We start from the raw sequence: 18,576 nt of genomic DNA, 5'->3' as shown, positions 1-18,576 counted from the left end.
ACAAAGGGTCATTTTGAAGCACTGCAGGCATCACGCTATTTTAGTTTTATTCCACAACCAAACTCATCCTTCATGAAGCCTGGTCGGTTTTTATTCTTGTTCGTTGCCGACGCATATGGCCAGCTCTACCGATTCAATCAATTCAAACCCAAGGTGTTCATTCAATTCAGCTTTATTCATTACCAGGTCATGTAATGTGTACTCATCCATATAAACAACAAACTGTTCCAGCGCTTTACTGAAAATCCCTCGCAATCGACATACCGGCGAGATAACACACCCAGGACCTTCCGACGCCATACACTCGACGAAGGCAGTATCGGTTTGTGAGATTCGGAAAATCTCTCCTAAGTGGATATCTTCAGCGGCTTTTTGCAGCTTTAACCCTCCAGTTCGACCTCGCTCTGTTGCCACTAGGCCGTGTTCTACCAAACGAGACGAGACCTTTTTCAGGTGATTAAGGGAAATATCGTAGGCTTTAGCAACTTCGGTCAGCGAAACTGTCTTATTTGGGTTAGCCCCTAACATGATCAGTATCCGAAACGCATAGTTGGTAAAACTGTTAATCTTCATAAAGCTTTTCTCTTGATTATGACGGCGGCCTCAACAGGATTCACCTTAAAACAATTAAAGACTAGTTACCATATCGGACGTATGGCATTGCGGCTGAGATGTGTCCGATCTATGGGTGGACGGTTGTAAACGCCCAAAAACCTCGAATTCTTGATTGACATAATCCTGTGGTAAAAGAATGTAATTAAATTACAATAAGGGGAATTGGAACCCTGTCAATGAATCAGTGGATTCCAGAAAAATCCCGCACACCGGAGATGATTTTCGCACAATTCACAGACTTTATAGCACTTTATCAGCCACTTAACAGAACTTAAGCGAAAATACCAACAACTACTCCTTTTAGAATAAAGTAGTAGTTTTACCAAAATATTGATCTGGAATAGTGAAAAATCCGAAAAATATGGTAGTGTGCGGCACGATTATTGAGTAATGATCCATACTATGGATAAACCAGCACATTTCGAGGGGCCTCCCAATATGCGAAAGACCAAAATTGTTTGTACGATCGGACCTGCTTCAGAGTCAAAAGAAATGCTGACCAAGCTCGTTCAAGCGGGCATGAATGTCATGCGTTTAAACTTTTCTCACGGTGATTACGAAGAGCACGGTGCGCGAATCAACAATGTTCGTGAAGTCTCTAAAGAATTGAGCAAGAAAGTCGCGATTTTACTGGACACCAAAGGTCCTGAAATCCGCACCATGAACCTTGCCGATGGCGATGTGTTGCTGGAAGCCGGCCAATCCTTCACGTTAACAACCGATCAAACCGTTGTGGGTGACAACACTCGTGTTGCTGTTACCTACGAAGACTTTGCCAAAGACCTCAGCGTCGGCAATACCGTGTTGCTGGACGACGGTCTTATTCAACTGACCGTGACTGAAATCAGCGGCAACGATGTCATCTGTAAAGTTGAAAATACCGGTGAACTGGGCAATAAGAAAGGGGTCAACCTACCGGGCGTTAGCGTTAAGTTGCCTGCTCTGTCTGAAAAAGACCGCGCCGACATCGTTTGGGGTGCAAGCCAGGACGTCGATTTTGTTGCGGCGTCGTTTATCCGCAAAGCATCAGATGTGGTCGAAATCCGTGAACTGCTGGAAGCAAATGGTGGCGAACACATCAAAATCATTTCTAAAATCGAAAATCAGGAAGGCGTAGATAACTTCGATGCAATTCTGGAAGCCTCCGACGGCATCATGGTTGCCCGTGGCGACCTGGGTGTTGAAATTGCGGTTGAGGAAGTCATTTTTGCACAAAAAATGATGATCAAAAAGTGTATTCTGGCACGTAAGCCGGTGATCACTGCGACCCAAATGCTGGATTCGATGATCAAAAATCCACGCCCAACCCGCGCCGAAGCTGGCGACGTTGCCAACGCAATTCTGGACGGTACCGATGCGGTCATGTTGTCTGGCGAATCCGCCAAGGGCAAATACCCAGCAGAGACCGTTGCGATTATGGCCCAAATCTGTGAACGCACAGACGATGCCATGAAACAAATCGATCGCCCTCTACCGGTTGAAACAGGTTCACTGCGAGTCACCGAGTCGATCTGTAAAGCAGCGGTACACACAGCTCAAGATCTGGATACACAATTGATAGTGGTTGGCACGCAAAACGGCAAATCCGTGAAGTCTGTCCGTAAATACTTCCCGAAAGCTCAGATTCTGGCACTGACCCGCAATGCCAAGACAGCGCAGCACTTGTGTCTGACCAAGGGTGTGACGACTTCGATCGTTGAACCTTTTGAAAACAGCGACTGCATCTACGAAAAAGCTAAAGAAAAAGCGGTTGAATACAACCTGGCGAAACCTGGCGATGCAATTTTGGTTGTCGCAGGCGCATTGTTTGACACGACAAACACCATGTCTGTGCACTATATCGACTGATCACCCGATCTTCGATGAATAAGGAGCCACTGGCTCCTTTTTTTAGCGCTGAAAAGTATGACTGTACAATTCAAAGCCCAATTTCTGATAGAACTTCGCCGCTTGCTTATTCTTTGCGAGCACTTCCAATCGAATCGGCTTTCCGTTGGCGACGTTGTGCTGTAAGAATTCGATCATCTTGGTGGCAAGCCCCCGCTTTCGATATTGGCGAAGAGTGAAGATCTGACGTACATATAAATGCGATTCCTCTTCCCGCCAAATACAATAAGAAACTGGCAAGTTACGATGCAATACTGCGTGGCACCCGTATTCCCCACCATCGAGCCAAGAGATTATGCGTTGCTCCAATTCCGTTAAAGTCATGGTATTGGCGTGCCCTTCGTCCTGAATCAGCTCGGCATTCATTAACGCCAACGCCTTATAATGCTTGGCAGACATTCGGGATACAGGATAACCGACGGATTGCTGAAGTATGGTCATAGCACGCCTCGTGATTTTATTGTTTTATTTGATAACCGGTTTTGAATATCCACCAAATTATAGCGGAACAGCCAACCAAAAATCCGGTAATCATGATCAGACTAACGCTAACACTGACGTCTGATACGCCATAAAAACTCCAGCGAAAGCCACTGATTAAGTAGAGTACGGGGTTAAGCAGGGTGATTTTTTGCCATAGATCAGGCAGCATCGAAATTGAATAAAAGCTTCCGCCCAAAAACACCAAAGGTGTGACAATCAACAGAGGGATCAATTGCAGTTTCTCAAAGTTGTCGGCCCAGATACCAATTATAAAACCGAACAGACTGAACGTGATCGCCGTCATTAACAGGAACCATACCATCCAGAACGGATGCATGATTTGAAGATCAACAAAAAAAGCCGCGGTGATCAAAATAATACTGCCCACTATCAGTGACTTAGTTGCCGCCGCACCAACATAGCCGAGCATTATTTCGAAATAAGAAACGGGAGCTGACAACAACTCATAAATAGTTCCGGTGAACTTGGGGAAATAGATACCAAAGGACGCATTAGAAATGCTTTGTGTCATAAGCGACAGTATCATTAAACCGGGGACAATGAAGGCCCCATAACTAACCCCTTCTACCGAAGTAATGCGTGAACCAATGGCCGCACCAAACACAACAAAATAAAGAGACGTCGATATAACGGGCGAAACAATGCTTTGTAACACCGTGCGTCGGGTCCGCGCCATTTCAAAGTTGTAAATCGCTTTGATCGAATGAATGTTCATGATGCCTCCTTGATCAGGTCGACAAAAATATCTTCCAGTGAACTCTGGTGCGTTGCCAGATCTTTAAACTGAACTCCATGGTCCGACAACAACTGCATCAAACTCGCGATACCCGTGTGCGAATGCGTCGCATCGTACTGATATACCAGCTGGGTACCGTCATTCTGTAGCGATAGGCTGAATTCACTTAACCATTCAGGTAACTTAGCCATGGGTTGTTTCAAGTCTAACGTCATCTGCTTTTTACCCAGTTTACGCATAAGCTCATCTTTGTTCTCGACCAACTTAATTTCACCGCCATTGATAATAGCGATCCGATCCGCAATTTCTTCGGCTTCTTCTATATAGTGCGTAGTTAAAATGATTGTGACGCCACTTTGACGCAAACGCTCTACCACCTGCCACATATCTTTGCGCAATTCGACATCGACCCCCGCGGTCGGTTCGTCAAGGAACAGCACCCTGGGCTCATGAGACAATGCCTTTGCGATCAGCAAACGTCGTTTCATACCACCAGACAGCTGCATGATCTTCGTATCCCGCTTGTCCCATAAAGAGAGATCACGCAAGACTCGCTCTATATAAGCCGCGTTCGGTGGCAACCCAAACAAACCGCGACTGAAGCTGACTGTCGCCCATACCGTTTCAAAAGCCTCGGTATGCAGCTCCTGTGGGACCAGGCCGATAAGACTGCGCGTTTTACGGTAATCGCGAATAATGTCATATCCTGCTACCAATACAGAGCCACTGGTAGGATTGACGATCCCGCAAATTGTACTTATCAATGTCGTTTTACCGGCCCCGTTCGGCCCCAACAAAGCTAATATCTCAGCTTCTCTTATCTGCAACGACACTTGGTTTAATGCCTTATAGCCATTGTCATAGACCTTCGACAGATTCTGAATAGAAATAATTGAATTCACATCGTCCCCGATTATTGTTGTGTATAGGGTTCAGTTCTTTTCTGGCCAAGTTCATGACCACCAAACCTCAGCATAGCGAAAAACCCACCACTACGCAGATAATCATTCTCATTATTTTACTCTGACGCCTCTCTGAACAAACTCAATTAAACTCGGTGGTAGCAGAAATTGGAGAATATCGAGACAAGCTCTGCAGGTAACAAGCGTCCTCCGGGCAATGGATAGAATCCCGAACCATTTGAGTGCAACTGTTTCATGTTTTGCTCCGCAAAGTAGCGAAAACCCGCCCGCTACTGACGTCAAATCGCGTCTCTATTCGCCAATTACTATGCTAATGCGCCGAAAGTGACGAATGGCACATGATTTGCAAATCTCAACTCGGGCACTTAAACGTTCCCACTTTTTAATTGCGAAACCAGGACAACGGCGTCCTCGACAACTCACTGAGTGGGCTGGCGAGTCGCCGTTTTTTATTGCCTGTCAAAAAGTGGTTCTTAACGCTTATCGACGTTGAGAAAAGGAACAAGTGAAACAACGGAACCTTCAGGAAAGAGAGAACGATTATGTCGTATATACTACCTTCGGAATTCGTCACAAAAATGGTAGATGCTGGTGAATCGAAAGTTTACATGTCTACCCGTGATACGTTAATTCGCGCTTTTATGGCTGGCGCTATTCTGGCATTAGCCGCTGCCTTCGCGGTCACCATCGCTGTACAAACCGGCGTGTTCCTCATCGGTGCAATTTTGTTTCCGGTTGGATTCTGCATGCTTTATTTGATGGGGTTTGATTTACTGACGGGCGTCTTTGTACTTGCACCGCTAGCTCTGCTGGACAAACGACCTGGCGTCACCGTCAACGGCGTATTGCGAAACTGGGGATTGGTTTTTCTGGGTAACTTCGCTGGCGCACTGACAGTCGCGTTTATGATGGCATTCGTGTTCACCTATGGTTTCACCACAGACCCAGGAGCCGTCGGCGAGAAGATTGCTGGCGTTGGGGAGTCACGTACGTTGGGCTACGCAGCGCACGGAATTAACGGTTGGCTCACTATTTTCATCCGGGGCATGCTGTGTAACTGGATGGTATCCATGGGTGTCGTGGGCGCGATGATTTCCACGACCGTACCGGGCAAAGTAATCGCGATGTGGATGCCAATCATGTTGTTCTTTTTCATGGGATTTGAGCATTCCGTCGTTAACATGTTCCTGTTTCCGTCTGGCATCATTCTTGGTGGCGACTTTTCAGTCATGGATTACTTCATTTGGAACGAAATTCCAACGGTGCTGGGCAACCTTATCGGCGGACTGGCATTCACTGGCCTAACACTTTACAGCACACATATTAAAACTGCACCCAAGCGTGTATTGCAACCCTAACAGCCCTGCCCGGCTTCAAGCCGGGCAACTCAGGCCGAGCAACCATGACGCAACAATTAACGGTTAACACAGGTTTCTACAGCGACAAGGGTCGAAAAGACATCAACCAGGATGCACTTGGTTATAAGATACCAAACGGCAATCTGCGACGTCAGAAAGGCATAGTTTTTGCCATTGCCGACGGCATCAGCAGCAGCTCAGTCAGCCAGATTGCCAGTGAAAATGCCGTGCAGTCATTCATCGATGATTACTATTGCACGTCCGATGCCTGGTCGTTAAAACACTCAGCGTTGACCGCCATGCAGTCGATCAATAATCAGCTTTACACGCTAACACAGCAAAGCCCTTACCGTTATGACAAAGACCGTGGTTACGTGTGTACCTTTTCAGCGTTGATTTTGAAAGCGCACCTTGCTGAGATCGTCCATATTGGCGACGCCCGAGTCTATCGGATCGCGAATGGGGCTTTAGAGCAACTCACTAACGATCATCGCTATTGGACCTCGCAACAGCAGAGTTATCTGAGCCGAGCACTCGGCATCCAACCAGATTGCGACGTTGACAGCCTCGAAATACAGTTAAACTGCGATGACACCTTCGTTCTATGCACCGATGGTATTTATGAGTTCGTTCAACCCGAGACCATACTTCAGATTATTGCTGAGCACAAAAACAATCTGGAAGCAGCCGCTCAGACAATTGCCAAGACGGCCTTCGATGCCGGCAGCACCGATAATCTGAGTATTCAGATTGTGCAAGTGGAGGCATTACCCGTTGACGAACCCAGTGAAGTTCAAACCTTATTGGATTCCTTACCATTGCCACCTTCGATTGATGCCGGACAGATTTTCGATGGCTACCGAATTTTAAGAACGCTCCATAATAGCGCCCGTAGCCATGTCTATCTGGCACAGGATGCCGACACCGACGAATTAGTGGTACTGAAAACGCCCAGTGTAGATTTATCTGCAGATCCCGCTTATCTGGAACGTTTTCTGATGGAAGAGTGGATTGCCCGTCGGATTAAAAGTCCATACGTGCTGGCCGCTGGTAAGGTGGAACGTGATCGAAATTACATTTACACCGTCTCGGAATACATTGAAGGCCAGACATTGGCGCAATGGCATCGAGATAACCCACGCCCTTCGTTGGAAACCGTTCGTCAGATTATTGAGCAATTATCGAAAGGGCTACGCAGCTTTCACCGGATGGACATGCTGCACCAGGATCTGAAACCAGAAAACATCATGATTGACAGTCACAACAACATTAAAATTATCGACTTTGGCTCAACCTATGTCGCTGGTGTGGCCGAACGGACACCATTAAGCCAGCAAGATCAATTGTTAGGTACTGCGCTCTATGCCGCGCCAGAATACTTTCTGGGCGAAGTCGGCTCCACTCGATCAGACCTCTTTTCACTGGGCGTTATCACCTATTTTTTGCTCAGTGGTAAATACCCATACGGCACCAAGGTCCCCGGCGCACGCACACTATCAGCACAACGCAAATTGGCATACCAAAGTGTCTTAAACGACGAACTTGCCATCCCTTCCTGGATAGATGAAGCGATTCGAAAGGCCGTGCACACGAACCCACTGAGCCGTTACGAAGACAGTGCCGAGTTCATTTACGACTTACGACACCCGAACAAATATTTTATAAACAAAACAAAGAGACCCCTAATAGAGCGAAACCCGACTGCCTTCTGGCAAGGCGTTTCGTTCGTGCTGTCCTGTATTGTCGTTTATTTATTATATAACTAAAAAAACGACTGGTTTCGAACGCAGAAAAATCACATACCCACAGATCAATAGAAGGAAGGACTACCCATGATTCACAGCCGAGAAGATGTTACACAATTGATTGTATCCGCCAAGGTTCAAAAAGGTGTTACCTGGAAAGAAGTGGCCGAGAAAGTTGGCCAGTCAAAAGAATGGACCACTGCGGCTTGCCTGGGCCAAATGACGTTTAACAAAGTGCAAGCCGAGTTGGTGGGAGAAATTTTTTCCCTACCCAATGAGGCAATCGCCTGGCTACAGATTTCTCCATACAAAGGCTCACTGCCAACCGCAGTACCGACGGATCCGTTAATATACCGCTGGTATGAAGTGGTGAATGTTTTTGGGACAACCATCAAAGAACTCATTCATGAAGAATTTGGCGATGGCATTATGAGTGCGATTGATTTCACGTTCGATGTTGAGCGAGAGGAAGACCCCAAAGGCGACCGGGTCAACGTCACTTTGTCCGGAAAATTCCTGCCGTACAAATCATTTTAAGGCACTGCAGTCTTCTATCAGGCTTAGGGCATCCATACATGCCCTAAGTCGCTGCTGCAAACTTAAGGTTATAAGGCATGGCGGTCCGATACCTCGGTGCCCATGACGTAACCCCATGAACAGGTTAATGTCGTCCTTGAGTTTACAATTCTGAGCGAAGATCTGCGCATTTCCTAAAATATTTTATAGGGCCGCGATGACTTGAAGTAGCCCAACAAATTCTCCCGTTGTCGGCTCTAAATAGAGTTTGATTGAAAACAAGGCCTGAATTGGCCACATATCGTACATACATAAAACAAAGTTTGATCTTTCTTTAAATCTGAGTTCGCTTAAGTGTACGACCCTACGAAAATATAGTTTGATATTTTAATGTTGTGCATCATTGGCTCAATCAGTTTTTCAGGTAAGCGGACTAAAGTGGGTATCCAGATTAATAACCGAAAACATCACAAAGCAGACGGTTTAACTTCAGGTTGAGTGTGAGGGGATTACCTTAAAGCAGACATTTCAACGCCCACGTAAAAGGCGAGCGTCAGCGAGACCAGCCCACGCCTTTTGTGGGCGATTTTTGATGTGCTCGTTATGAGTTTCTATATGCATACGGTACAAATCAACTGATACAGCTCTGCTCTATTGGACATAGTCGGCTTTGATGATGATTTAATTACTTGATCAATCTCATGTAAGAAACCCTACCTGGAGGAAAGCGTCCAGTATTAAGACCATCTTCTATAACACTTAGCCAGTTATCCAACTGCTCACCTTCCATGTAATACATCGCAAATGCTTTCATTGCTTGATAGCAGTCTTCGTTGGTAGGCCAATCCAAATTCACCACCTTGACTCATAACGTTTGCAGCAGGCGCGCGGATTTTAGCGTCGCTTGCCTGTGATTGTTCTGTGTTTAACTGGCATTGAGCCAGGATAACTCTTCATCTGATATTTTCTCTAGGCTCCAATCAAACGAAAGGCATTTGATATTAAGGTTTGCTTCTGGTAATACACTAATTTCCCACAAGTACTCTGAATGATCAATGCACGAGAACTCGTGATCAGGCTGATCCGGATCTCTGACCAATGTTGGTGACTTAACATTTGCCTCTAATGCCACATAAAGAGGCCCATCATTCCAATCTTTTTCTAAGTTAAGGCCTTCGATTTCTGAACAGGTAAACCTCACCTTGATATCAGAACCAATCACGTAGAAAACAAGCTCAATAGTGAATGGATGGTCAGTGAAATTAACATCCATGTTGGCGTTATCTAGTAATTTGGTACAAACCAAATCTAAATCAGTAGTGCCCTCCCATTTCCTAAATGAACAATCGATTGTAGTGACTCCTTTGTGACACAGAACGCTTAATGCATGGGCGCGGCTTTTTTGCGACCCTTGCCTTAGATTGTTAAGTTGCGGACCAATGGGCACAACTCATTTAAAGTCTTTATGCTTACTGGCTTAGGATAGTCATCTGGCCATTGGTGTGCACCTTCGTACCAGATACCAAATAAACCAGCTTCGATACTTCCCATATAGTCATTTAACGGGTGGTCACCAACAAAGAAAGCTTCATCTGCATTACACCCCATTTCGCATAAGGCCTTCTGAAAAATTTGAATATCAGGCTTTTTAAACCCTACTTCCTCAGAGATAACAATTTTTTCGAAATATTCATCTAAAGCAAGTTTCTTAATTTTTTCCCTTTGGTTCTTGCTTTGTCCGTTGCTAACGAGACAGAGTTTAAAACTCATTTCAATCAATTCGGTAAGACATTGATATAAGCCAATCATAGGTAACGAATTGTTTGGAACCCAACTCTGCCAGTGTTTAGACAATTCATCGGCTGAAACAGTGCATTTCCATATCCCTAATTCACTAATAAGCTGACTTCTCACTTCGTGAGTTTCGTACCCACCTCTATCCAGGCCATTAAATGCCTCTTTCAAATACTCTTTCGAAACATCTGGATCTAATGAGTCGTTATATTCCGTAAAAAAATATTCGGCGTAAGCACTGACAGTGGCTTTTCTATCAGTAAGTGTGTTGTCTAGATCAAGGAATACGTATCTCATAGCTACCTAACGCCTAAAGCAGCGGCCGCAGTGTAGGCGCGAAGCGCCGAAACGGAGGTCCAGCCCCGCAGGGGCGTTGCTGGCTTTACTTGTTAGCTGTGACTTATAGGAATTTATGTACATTTTCCTCGCGCCATTTCTTATCAAGATCAAACGTATTCCTGAGCCCATTTTTATCTGCAGATTCTAATGAACTGAAAAGATCAGCAGATTTTGGAAACCCCATTTTAAGACCGCTTTCTGTTAATGCATCAATACTGGATTCATCAGCGAATTCATAGTATCCAATTAAGAAATCAACAAACATTAACCAAAAATCACTTCCATAATCGTTATAGATTTCGTCATTCTCTAGCTCGAAATGAACGAACCGCGCCTCTTCATTATTTGATAGAAGCACATAAAATGTATCGCCATTTCCACCTTCGTAGATTGGCGTGACATCATAACCCTTGAAAATACTGTAACTAGGGTAGATATCTTCAAGGTACCAATAAGCACCATCAGGGTACTTAACGATAAATTCCAAATCTTGATATTCGCCGGTATTATCGATCGCATCGAGAAAGGCTGGAATTACGCCATATTCAATCAGCTTTTCTCTACGCTTATCCTTTTGGATGATCATTGTCTCTCCAGACAGCTAACGCTTAAAGTTGCGGTTGCAAATCCGCAGCCTTTGATTGTTATAAATTATTTGCAAATTACTTTATGAAGTTTATTAAGCAATAGGTCGACAAACTCGCAAAATTCATGAGAACTCCAGTCTGACTCCAAGCTACGGATATTAAGTTTTACAAAATTATAATTTTCCAGATCTAATTGCTTTAAGTCGAATAACTCTTGATAAATTATAGCATCGCAGTTTGTAGCTTCATTATCTCGCCATTGCTTAATGTTTTCAGCATTAACCTCAAACGCAGCAGCTTTACAACAATCAGCTGTACAATTTCGCTCTAAAGACTTTAGAAACCGTCTTAAATCAGCAGAACCGGAAATATCTACTACTGTAAAATTGCTCATATTCAGTATTTATAACGCCCCTAAGCTACGGCGAAAACGCGCGCAGCGTGTTTGAGTCCAAGGCCAGCCGCGGAGCGATGTTTTGGCCTGAGTAGCCTTGGCTTGTTATGAATTGCTAGCCTTTTGGAAGCTGTAGAACATATAACCAAATGCCAAAGCAGTAATAAAGCTCATACACAATGTAAGTACTGACACGGCCATGATACTCGGACCAAAATATACTGTGACTGCTTCAGATAATGGAATCGCCAAGATAGTAGCAATCAAGTAAGAAACGGCCGCCACAACAAATCCACGCGACTTAACTCTATTACTTTTCAATAGAACGTAAGAGCCTACAACTATCGCAATGACAAGTGGTAGATGAAGCAATATTGATAGTAGTAAGTAGTTCATCCGTTCCCTACGAAAGATTCATAACGCCGTTGTAACCGGCGAATTGTAGTTGCTTTTAATATGTGCTATTTAAGCACATATTAAAAGCAACGGAAATGGAGTCCGCGTTGACAACTTTGTTATGTGTTTTTACTGTAATCATAGAAGGATATTACATCTTCATGATGGAATTCACAGGCCCAGCTCCAGCTTGAATCCACAACTACCATCACCATTCCGACATTGTTAGCGAAACAATCCCAGTATTTGACTAAAATTTTCCACTCAGTTCTTACAACTTGATTGTCATATAGTAGATACACTTCTTTTGAGTATGGAATACCCAAACCATAAAGCCAACTTCTTACTTCTTGCTCTTTTTCGGGGTCTCCCCAAGCATCAATAATTGATAGTGAGACCTCTTTTCTATTAGGGCTAGAAACTAAATATGAATATTCGGGTATTTTTGAGAGTGCATCAGCGCGGAACTCCCTCGCATTTTTCCCTGTGCAAGTAAATATTCGATTTTTATGTTCATTATGCAGTCTTGGAATTTCATCATCCATGAAAAAACATTTTTCATTTTCTTTTAGCTGGTTCCAGTTAATCCATTCCACTTTTAAAACCCGTTGGTTAGCTTTGACACATAACGTTTTTGTTTAAGGGCGAGCTTCAGCGAGTCCAAAGCCCGCCTGCGATAGCAGGTTAAAAAGGCGGGCTTGTTCTTACAACTCTTTGTTAAATGCCTAGACTTTGATGGAGCCACTAGCCCATCCCTTAACAAGTTCATTTATATTTTCAGCCACTTTCTCAAATACACCTTCATTTGGATAGTATGCCCACACTCCAGTACTTTTTTGCCGCAAGCAAAACTCAATACCATCAGCCCCAGCACTTCCTATAACAAGGTGTTTATGTTCCGAGTCAACGTAGATTTCTGACAAAGGTAAAACTAACTGCAAGTAAGACTGGTCGTGATAGTAGCCAGCTTCATACTCTGATGAGTACTCTTGACTATCATAGTTCTCACTTAGAAAATTCTTAGAAAGCACTCAGATTCCTTGCGGCATTTAACGCCTGCAGCAGTTGCGCGGGGTTTTTCGCGTCGACTGCCTGTGATTGTTAGGAATCAAGGCCGCTCGTACAGCCAACGATCCCGTATAATTTCTTTTAACATACCATTTTCAAAAATGAGGTGGATGCTGTTTACCCACTCCGCAGGAAATTCAATTTCCCATCGGTCAAAATCAGAAATAGGTGATGCTAATACAGAAAGCTCATCTACTTTGAGTCGATAATAGCAACTTCGTTGAGTCGCGGGCCCTCTACATTCACTTAACTCAAAGGACTCTAATCTGTTGGTTTCACCAGTCTCTGTATAGTCTCGAATAATTAACAGACTATCCCTATTCGAAAAATTGAGCTTTATCTTTTTGAATGTCGACTCCTTCGAATCGCCAATTACGAAACCATATTTCTCGCCTTCATAGTAACGCCAAGTACCTTCAATAAACGGCATTGCGCACGAGGACATAACGAAAATAATTAGTACATAAAACAAAATACGCATGTAAATATGATTCCTAACGCCGAAATAAAAGGCGAGCGTTAGCGAGTCCAGCCCACGCTTTTTGTGGGCGATTTTTAATTGCTTTGTTAGAGTTTGTTCTCAATTATTAATTGTATCTTCAATAAACCCAACGATCTCAGCTACGGATATAGTAAATATACCAGCCTCTCCTGCGTCAAAAGCAGATTTCCAAGTATTGTAGCCTTCTATATAGTCTGGATTTGGAGCAGCGCTACCGACGAGTTTAAGAAGGCTTTTCTTTAAAGTTTCTTCAGAGACCGGAAAATGAGGTAGCTCACTTGAAAAGCCGCCAGCTATATGAGGGTTCTTAACTTTAACTTTGTTGAGACTAATGTGATAGATTTTTCCTAACCTTTCATTTGCCTCAATTTTATTAATTTGAACCGTTGATTTCTCTTCACCAATTCTTGTTTTATAAGACCAGACTTGGCCCTCAGAATATTCCGCAGCTTTAGCGAAACTGAACATAGAAAGTAAACTCATAATTAAGGCCAATTTCTTCATGGTGCTGAACTCTAACAGTGTGATATACGGACCCAACTGCAAAAGACGGGTCCGTATATCACTATTTATGTTTTTTAATAATTTGACCTAATATTGCTTAAAATCAACAGCTTAGCAACCGCTGTTCATATCATATCTTCTTGATAAAGCGGACCCATCGGTCCGTAAATCACGAGCTACCAAACTTCTTTCTCGGAGATTTGCCTATAAAACGATCACTTAAATGACCATGGAGGTCACGGATTATGGAAAATGTGGACCGAAAGACCCGATTACTACCTCAAATGAGAGATATTCTCGCTCGCAATCATTACAGCCCCAATACCATTCAGACCTATCTTCACTGGACTAAGCAATACATCTACTTCCATAACAAACAGCATCCAAAATACCTAGGGGTAGATGATCTCACTCAGTTTCTTACTCATCTGGCGACTCGAAAACAAGTCTCACCGTCAACCCAGGCTCAAGCTCTTAATGCCCTTGTGTATCTCTATCGGCATGTTTTGAAAATAGACCTGGGCGACATCGATTTCTTACGATCCAGCCGACGCTTCAAAAACATTCCTACAGTGTTTTCTCGAGTTGAAGTCACTGATCTTCTGAATAATATTCACGGAAAACTGCGAGTCATGGCCAGCCTCTTATATGGGGCAGGCCTACGGGTTAATGAGTGTGTCACTTTACGAATGAAAGATGTCGATTTAGCGATGAAATCAATCACTGTCCGCAATGGAAAGGGGCCTAAAGCACGTGTAGTTCCCATTCCGGAGCCTCTGCTGGGTCCACTTCAATCTGTAATGATTCACCGTAAAGTACTGCACATTTAAGATACTCTTCAAGGCGCTGGATATGTCCATTTACCATGAACTTTCGAACGGAAGTCACCCAAGGCAGCACAATGTATTCAGTGGCAGTTTTTGTTTAGCTCTGGCGTGATCAATATCGAGAAGAAAAGTGGCCGGAAGATGAGGTGGCACTGCTCAACGTCTACATTGCAAAAGGCCGTGAAGAAAGCGGCAGAACAAGCTCAAATAACCAAACGGGTAACCTGCCATACCTTGAGACACTCATTTGCGACTCATTTGTTAAAGTCAGGAACAGATATCAGAACCATCCAGCAATTGATGGGACATAAGGATCTAAATACAACAATGATTTACACCCATATCATCATGACTGACATGAACGGTGTGAAGAGCCCGCTGGATTTATTGTAACGATAAAGACACTTTTTATGTCTGCTCTAGGCTTAAGCGGGAATTATTCCTACTTAAGCCATACTTCTGATAATGCATCTTACCGGTCTGTTTCAATGTACAGAGCTAATGACCGCTTATATGGTTGAAGCTGCCTGTTGTTATGTCTTGGCATACTTTCACTTATTCGTGTCTCCAAATCCATAAGGCTTGGAAATATCAAACTCTATTGTTTTTTAGGCAACTTTGTTTTTTTGATTAAACTTTATTTGATACCGACACCCGTTAACAACTTTACACCATGCCAACACCCTAGTTCAGCCATCAAAAACCATTACTAAGCGGACTGGGTCGACGCACATGATTGTGGCGATGCAGTCGTGAATATCCCACATTAAACGAACAGGCAATAATGTATTACGAGCCGAAAAATCGAGATGCGCGTCTAAAAAAATGAACGAAACAGGTGTAGATGCATCCACCACTCTGGTTCTGCAGATAAATTCATTTAGTGTGTTCAGAGTACCTTCTAATCGTTCGACCAACTTTTCGGCGGTACACTTTGTTCAGCGTTGACAGCAAACCTGTTTTAACCGCGTTGATCATTAACCACCTGATGAATCAGATGTTTGTTGTTGACTCTCCAGGATCATAATCCCAGCTCATTACTGAGCTTTTCACTCCAACCCTCGTTTTACCAAAACGATATAAAAATAATGGAGAAATGCATGAGATCAATCATACCCGCACTGGCGTTAACCGCTGCGTGCATCACACCCATGGCGCTTGCTGATGATGTCTGGATCACGATCGGCACGGATGGCTATGAAAGTATTAAGAAGTACCATCCGACGCTTCTGGGCAAAACCATAGAACAACCTTTGGTGGCTCAGAATAACGGTGTCACCGTGCTCAAAGTGAGAGAATCAGATTTATCTTCGATCTCACACCTGATGCACGAAAACCACAACCGATGTGGCGGCTTCATCGCGCACGATTCTCTTGAAGCGGCACAAGCAAGCGTGTTGAATACGTTCACGTTAGCAGAGCCGGCTACGCTGGTCAGTTACAGTATCGATAACCCGGTGGTTGTGTCAGACCTGCAAGGTGCGATGACAGAATCGGGCATTCGCAGCACGATCAGTTCATTAGCTAACTTCACCAATCGGTACTACACCACATCCCATGGCGTGGACGCGGCCAACTGGCTCAAAAGCAATTGGCAGCAAAAAGCAGCGGGAAGAAACGATATCAGCGTCACCCTTTTCAACCATAGCTGGGCACAGCCGTCGGTGGTCATGACCATACAGGGTCGCACACTGCCCGATGAAGTCGTGGTGATCGGTGCACACCTCGACTCCATTATCAGCGGCGGGATGGGCGAAAATACCCGTGCGCCAGGTGCCGACGACGATGCTTCCGGTATTGGTACCTTGACCGAACTCATCAATGCCATTACCACGACCGACTTCAAACCAAACAGAACACTAACCCTCATTGGCTACGCCGCCGAGGAAGTGGGACTGCGCGGTTCAAAAGCGATCGCGGAAAACTACAAAGCGACGGGCAAAAATGTTGTTGGAGTTCTGCAACTGGACATGACCAACTATCAAGGTTCCAGTAACGATATTTATCTGATCGACGACTACACCAATGCCGCTCAGAACAACTTTGTTGAACAGCTGGTCACCACCTATCAAGCTGAACTTACCGTCGCTCGGTCGACTTGTGGTTACGCCTGTTCGGATCACGCCAGCTGGACGAACCAGGGCTATCCCGCTTCGTTTCCGTTCGAAGCCACCTTTAATGGTGCCAACCCTTACATACATTCGGTAAATGACACTCTCGATAAGAGCGGCAACAACGCTTTTCATGCCCTGAAGTTTGGCAAACTAGCTGCAGCGTATGTGGCGGAGTTAGCGAAAGGCAACATGAGTGACACGCCCCCACCCGATCCAGATCCATCCGACGAAGTGACTGACATTTTCAACGGCTCGGTATCCCGTAATCAGGAGCAATCGTTTGGTCCGTTGTCTGTTAAAGCAAACACAATGGTTAGCATCAGCATGACAGGCACCAACGATGCGGACCTCTATGTTCGCGTGGGTGCGCCACCAACAACTTCAAGCTACGACTGTCGACCTTATAAGAACGGCAGCAACGAAACCTGCTCGGTGAGCGTAAACGGCAATGACAGTGATGTCTATATCATGGTCAGAGGTTACAGCAGCGCCGTTTCGACGGTCTCGGTCAGTGCGACTTACACACCAGCGAAACCCGACGATGGTGGAGATCCCGATGTACCGGTCACCGAAAATTTCAGTGACTCTGTTACCCGGAATCAAGAGATCCAATACGGTCCGTTTGCCATTCAACCCAGCAGTAAGGTTGTCGCAGCCATGACGGGAACGAATGATGCTGATCTGTATGTTAAGTTTGGCTCTGCACCTACAACCAGCAGCTACGATTGCCGACCGTATAAAAATGGCAGTGCAGAAACCTGTGACATCACGGCGGGAGGCACCGATTCCTCTATGTATGTCATGGTGCGCGGCTACAGTTCGAGCGCTTCAATATATGATCTGAGCGTGCAATACCAACCTTAATAACCAAAGAAGCTCTGCTGATGCAGAGCTTCTTCCACGCCACTTATCCCGGACTGACACCACGTATCCTTTCAGTACGTCGCCGCAGCAATTCAACGACAGTCAACAGCAAAATAGATAACGCCACCAAGACCGTAGCGACAGCCAGAATGGTTGGGCTTATTTGTTCTCGCAATCCGGTAAACATCTGCCAAGGTAACGTTTTTTGCGCGGAAGAACCGACAAACAGAACCACCACCACTTCATCAAACGAGGTGATAAACGCAAACAGACCACCTGAAATTACGCCTGGCAAAATCAGCGGCATTTGCACACGCCAGAAAGTGACGATCGGATTGGCGCCAAGGTTGGCCGCTGCACGGGTCAGGGATTTATCGAAACCTACTAGCGTGGCCGTGACCGTAATGATGACAAATGGGATGCCTAAAACAGCGTGCGCCAACACCACACCCCAATAGGTGCCTTGTAACCCGATACGACTGAAAAAGAAGTACATACCAGCGGCAGAGATCACCAACGGTACAATCATGGGTGAAATTAGTATCGCGGTGATCAGCCGTTTAAACGGCACGTGTGGTTGACTTAAACCGATGGCCGCCAGTGTTCCAAGCCCCACGGACAGGATGGTCGCCATCGGTGCAATCCGGACGGAATTATATATCGCACTGGTCCAGTCACTGTTGGTAAAGAAATCCCGGTAGTGTTTCAGCGAGTAACCGGCCGGGTCAAATGCCAGCATCTCTTTGGTAAAGGTAAAGAAATCCTGCGCGTTGAATGACAACGGAATGATGATCACAATAGGCGCAATCAGAAAAAAGAAAATCAACCCGCAGATCACCTTAAAACTGTAGAACCAAATGCGTTCACCGGTCGATGCATAGGATGGTAAATGGATCATATCGA

The 18,576-nt window shown here is 44.9% G+C and carries 19 protein-coding genes; 7 read left to right on the top strand and 12 right to left on the bottom strand.

Annotated features, from left to right (window positions below):
- Window positions 1-90: 90 nt before the first annotated feature.
- Window positions 91-573: an Rrf2 family transcriptional regulator gene (locus tag IYN85_RS04480; RefSeq protein WP_196157630.1), complete on the bottom strand. Its 483-nt coding sequence runs from the start codon at window positions 571-573 to the stop codon at window positions 91-93.
- 480 nt (window positions 574-1,053) lie between these two features.
- Between IYN85_RS04480 and pykF the strand changes: the two genes are divergently transcribed.
- Window positions 1,054-2,463 carry a pyruvate kinase PykF gene (pykF, locus tag IYN85_RS04475; protein ID WP_196157629.1) on the top strand — a complete coding sequence of 470 codons (1,410 nt, stop codon included), beginning with the start codon at window positions 1,054-1,056 and terminating at the stop codon, window positions 2,461-2,463.
- A 42-nt stretch (window positions 2,464-2,505) separates the two neighbouring features.
- On the opposite strand, the gene IYN85_RS04470 is transcribed toward pykF, so the two are convergent.
- From IYN85_RS04470 to IYN85_RS04460, 3 genes are read right to left on the bottom strand one after another with little or no spacing between them, the layout of a single operon-like run.
- Entirely contained in the window at window positions 2,506-2,943 is a 438-nt protein-coding gene (locus IYN85_RS04470; RefSeq protein ID WP_196157628.1) for a GNAT family N-acetyltransferase, read from the bottom strand.
- A 16-nt stretch (window positions 2,944-2,959) separates the two neighbouring features.
- A complete protein-coding gene (locus tag IYN85_RS04465; protein WP_196157627.1) occupies window positions 2,960-3,721 on the bottom strand; it encodes an ABC transporter permease in 762 nt (253 codons plus the stop codon).
- On the bottom strand, window positions 3,718-4,644 hold the full coding sequence (locus tag IYN85_RS04460) for an ABC transporter ATP-binding protein (protein WP_196157626.1): 927 nt from the start codon (window positions 4,642-4,644) through the stop codon (window positions 3,718-3,720). Before IYN85_RS04460 ends, IYN85_RS04465 begins: the two co-directional genes overlap by 4 nt.
- A 563-nt stretch (window positions 4,645-5,207) precedes the next feature.
- On the opposite strand from IYN85_RS04460, the gene IYN85_RS04455 reads away from it, so the two are divergent.
- From IYN85_RS04455 to cynS, 3 genes are all read left to right on the top strand, one after another.
- Window positions 5,208-6,023: a formate/nitrite transporter family protein gene (locus tag IYN85_RS04455; RefSeq protein WP_196157625.1), complete on the top strand. Its 816-nt coding sequence runs from the start codon at window positions 5,208-5,210 to the stop codon at window positions 6,021-6,023.
- A 44-nt stretch (window positions 6,024-6,067) separates the two neighbouring features.
- Window positions 6,068-7,789: a bifunctional protein-serine/threonine kinase/phosphatase gene (locus IYN85_RS04450; protein WP_196157624.1), complete on the top strand. Its 1,722-nt coding sequence runs from the start codon at window positions 6,068-6,070 to the stop codon at window positions 7,787-7,789.
- Window positions 7,790-7,855: 66 nt separating this feature from the next.
- Window positions 7,856-8,305: a cyanase gene (cynS, locus tag IYN85_RS04445; protein WP_196157623.1), complete on the top strand. Its 450-nt coding sequence runs from the start codon at window positions 7,856-7,858 to the stop codon at window positions 8,303-8,305.
- A 904-nt stretch (window positions 8,306-9,209) separates the two neighbouring features.
- On the opposite strand, the gene IYN85_RS04440 is transcribed toward cynS, so the two are convergent.
- The 7 genes from IYN85_RS04440 to IYN85_RS04410 all read right to left on the bottom strand — a co-directional run bounded on the left by IYN85_RS04440 (window position 9,210) and on the right by IYN85_RS04410 (window position 13,868).
- Window positions 9,210-9,557: a hypothetical protein gene (locus IYN85_RS04440; protein WP_196157622.1), complete on the bottom strand. Its 348-nt coding sequence runs from the start codon at window positions 9,555-9,557 to the stop codon at window positions 9,210-9,212.
- Between the two features lie 143 nt (window positions 9,558-9,700).
- Entirely contained in the window at window positions 9,701-10,375 is a 675-nt protein-coding gene (locus IYN85_RS04435) for an HAD family hydrolase (protein WP_196157621.1), read from the bottom strand.
- A 103-nt stretch (window positions 10,376-10,478) separates the two neighbouring features.
- Window positions 10,479-11,003, bottom strand: coding sequence for a hypothetical protein (locus IYN85_RS04430; protein WP_196157620.1), 525 nt, complete (start codon window positions 11,001-11,003; stop codon window positions 10,479-10,481).
- Between the two features lie 65 nt (window positions 11,004-11,068).
- Window positions 11,069-11,398, bottom strand: coding sequence for a DUF6331 family protein (locus IYN85_RS04425; RefSeq protein ID WP_196157619.1), 330 nt, complete (start codon window positions 11,396-11,398; stop codon window positions 11,069-11,071).
- A 515-nt stretch (window positions 11,399-11,913) separates the two neighbouring features.
- The gene (locus IYN85_RS04420; RefSeq protein WP_196157618.1) at window positions 11,914-12,390 is read right to left on the bottom strand and encodes a hypothetical protein; all 477 of its coding nucleotides are present in this window, start codon (window positions 12,388-12,390) and stop codon (window positions 11,914-11,916) included.
- Window positions 12,391-12,519: 129 nt separating this feature from the next.
- Window positions 12,520-12,825, bottom strand: coding sequence for a hypothetical protein (locus IYN85_RS04415; RefSeq protein ID WP_196157617.1), 306 nt, complete (start codon window positions 12,823-12,825; stop codon window positions 12,520-12,522).
- A gap of 617 nt (window positions 12,826-13,442) precedes the next feature.
- On the bottom strand, window positions 13,443-13,868 hold the full coding sequence (locus IYN85_RS04410) for a hypothetical protein (protein WP_196157616.1): 426 nt from the start codon (window positions 13,866-13,868) through the stop codon (window positions 13,443-13,445).
- 245 nt (window positions 13,869-14,113) lie between these two features.
- On the opposite strand from IYN85_RS04410, the gene IYN85_RS04405 reads away from it, so the two are divergent.
- From IYN85_RS04405 to IYN85_RS04395, 3 genes are all read left to right on the top strand, one after another.
- Entirely contained in the window at window positions 14,114-14,698 is a 585-nt protein-coding gene (locus IYN85_RS04405; RefSeq protein ID WP_196157615.1) for a phage integrase N-terminal SAM-like domain-containing protein, read from the top strand.
- Window positions 14,699-14,836: 138 nt separating this feature from the next.
- Window positions 14,837-15,088: a tyrosine-type recombinase/integrase gene (locus tag IYN85_RS26330; protein ID WP_370592178.1), complete on the top strand. Its 252-nt coding sequence runs from the start codon at window positions 14,837-14,839 to the stop codon at window positions 15,086-15,088.
- A gap of 707 nt (window positions 15,089-15,795) precedes the next feature.
- Window positions 15,796-17,673: a M20/M25/M40 family metallo-hydrolase gene (locus IYN85_RS04395; RefSeq protein ID WP_230390468.1), complete on the top strand. Its 1,878-nt coding sequence runs from the start codon at window positions 15,796-15,798 to the stop codon at window positions 17,671-17,673.
- A 43-nt stretch (window positions 17,674-17,716) separates the two neighbouring features.
- Here the strand turns inward: IYN85_RS04395 and IYN85_RS04390 are convergent, their stop codons facing one another.
- Entirely contained in the window at window positions 17,717-18,571 is an 855-nt protein-coding gene (locus IYN85_RS04390) for an ABC transporter permease (protein WP_196157612.1), read from the bottom strand.
- Window positions 18,572-18,576: the final 5 nt, after the last annotated feature.

The organism is Reinekea sp. G2M2-21 (assembly GCF_015687175.1).
Classification (GTDB): domain Bacteria; phylum Pseudomonadota; class Gammaproteobacteria; order Pseudomonadales; family Natronospirillaceae; genus Reinekea.
The sequence above is the reverse complement of the archived record's forward strand: the minus strand, read 5'-3'. Positions and strand labels throughout refer to the sequence as shown.

What these genes read in the sequence shown, in the direction of transcription:
- IYN85_RS04455 (WP_196157625.1), top strand. Translation starts at nt 5,208, where the DNA reads ATGTCGTATATACTACCTTCGGAATTCGTCACAAAAATGGTAGATGCT.
- pykF (WP_196157629.1), top strand. Translation starts at nt 1,054, where the DNA reads ATGCGAAAGACCAAAATTGTTTGTACGATCGGACCTGCTTCAGAGTCA.
- IYN85_RS04410 (WP_196157616.1), bottom strand. Translation starts at nt 13,868, where the DNA reads ATGAAGAAATTGGCCTTAATTATGAGTTTACTTTCTATGTTCAGTTTC.
- IYN85_RS04405 (WP_196157615.1), top strand. Translation starts at nt 14,114, where the DNA reads ATGGAAAATGTGGACCGAAAGACCCGATTACTACCTCAAATGAGAGAT.
- IYN85_RS04425 (WP_196157619.1), bottom strand. Translation starts at nt 11,398, where the DNA reads ATGAGCAATTTTACAGTAGTAGATATTTCCGGTTCTGCTGATTTAAGA.
- IYN85_RS04395 (WP_230390468.1), top strand. Translation starts at nt 15,796, where the DNA reads ATGAGATCAATCATACCCGCACTGGCGTTAACCGCTGCGTGCATCACA.
- IYN85_RS04450 (WP_196157624.1), top strand. Translation starts at nt 6,068, where the DNA reads ATGACGCAACAATTAACGGTTAACACAGGTTTCTACAGCGACAAGGGT.
- IYN85_RS04440 (WP_196157622.1), bottom strand. Translation starts at nt 9,557, where the DNA reads ATGGATGTTAATTTCACTGACCATCCATTCACTATTGAGCTTGTTTTC.
- IYN85_RS04480 (WP_196157630.1), bottom strand. Translation starts at nt 573, where the DNA reads ATGAAGATTAACAGTTTTACCAACTATGCGTTTCGGATACTGATCATG.
- IYN85_RS26330 (WP_370592178.1), top strand. Translation starts at nt 14,837, where the DNA reads ATGAGGTGGCACTGCTCAACGTCTACATTGCAAAAGGCCGTGAAGAAA.
- IYN85_RS04465 (WP_196157627.1), bottom strand. Translation starts at nt 3,721, where the DNA reads ATGAACATTCATTCGATCAAAGCGATTTACAACTTTGAAATGGCGCGG.
- IYN85_RS04390 (WP_196157612.1), bottom strand. Translation starts at nt 18,571, where the DNA reads ATGATCCATTTACCATCCTATGCATCGACCGGTGAACGCATTTGGTTC.
- IYN85_RS04430 (WP_196157620.1), bottom strand. Translation starts at nt 11,003, where the DNA reads ATGATCATCCAAAAGGATAAGCGTAGAGAAAAGCTGATTGAATATGGC.
- IYN85_RS04435 (WP_196157621.1), bottom strand. Translation starts at nt 10,375, where the DNA reads ATGAGATACGTATTCCTTGATCTAGACAACACACTTACTGATAGAAAA.
- cynS (WP_196157623.1), top strand. Translation starts at nt 7,856, where the DNA reads ATGATTCACAGCCGAGAAGATGTTACACAATTGATTGTATCCGCCAAG.
- IYN85_RS04470 (WP_196157628.1), bottom strand. Translation starts at nt 2,943, where the DNA reads ATGACCATACTTCAGCAATCCGTCGGTTATCCTGTATCCCGAATGTCT.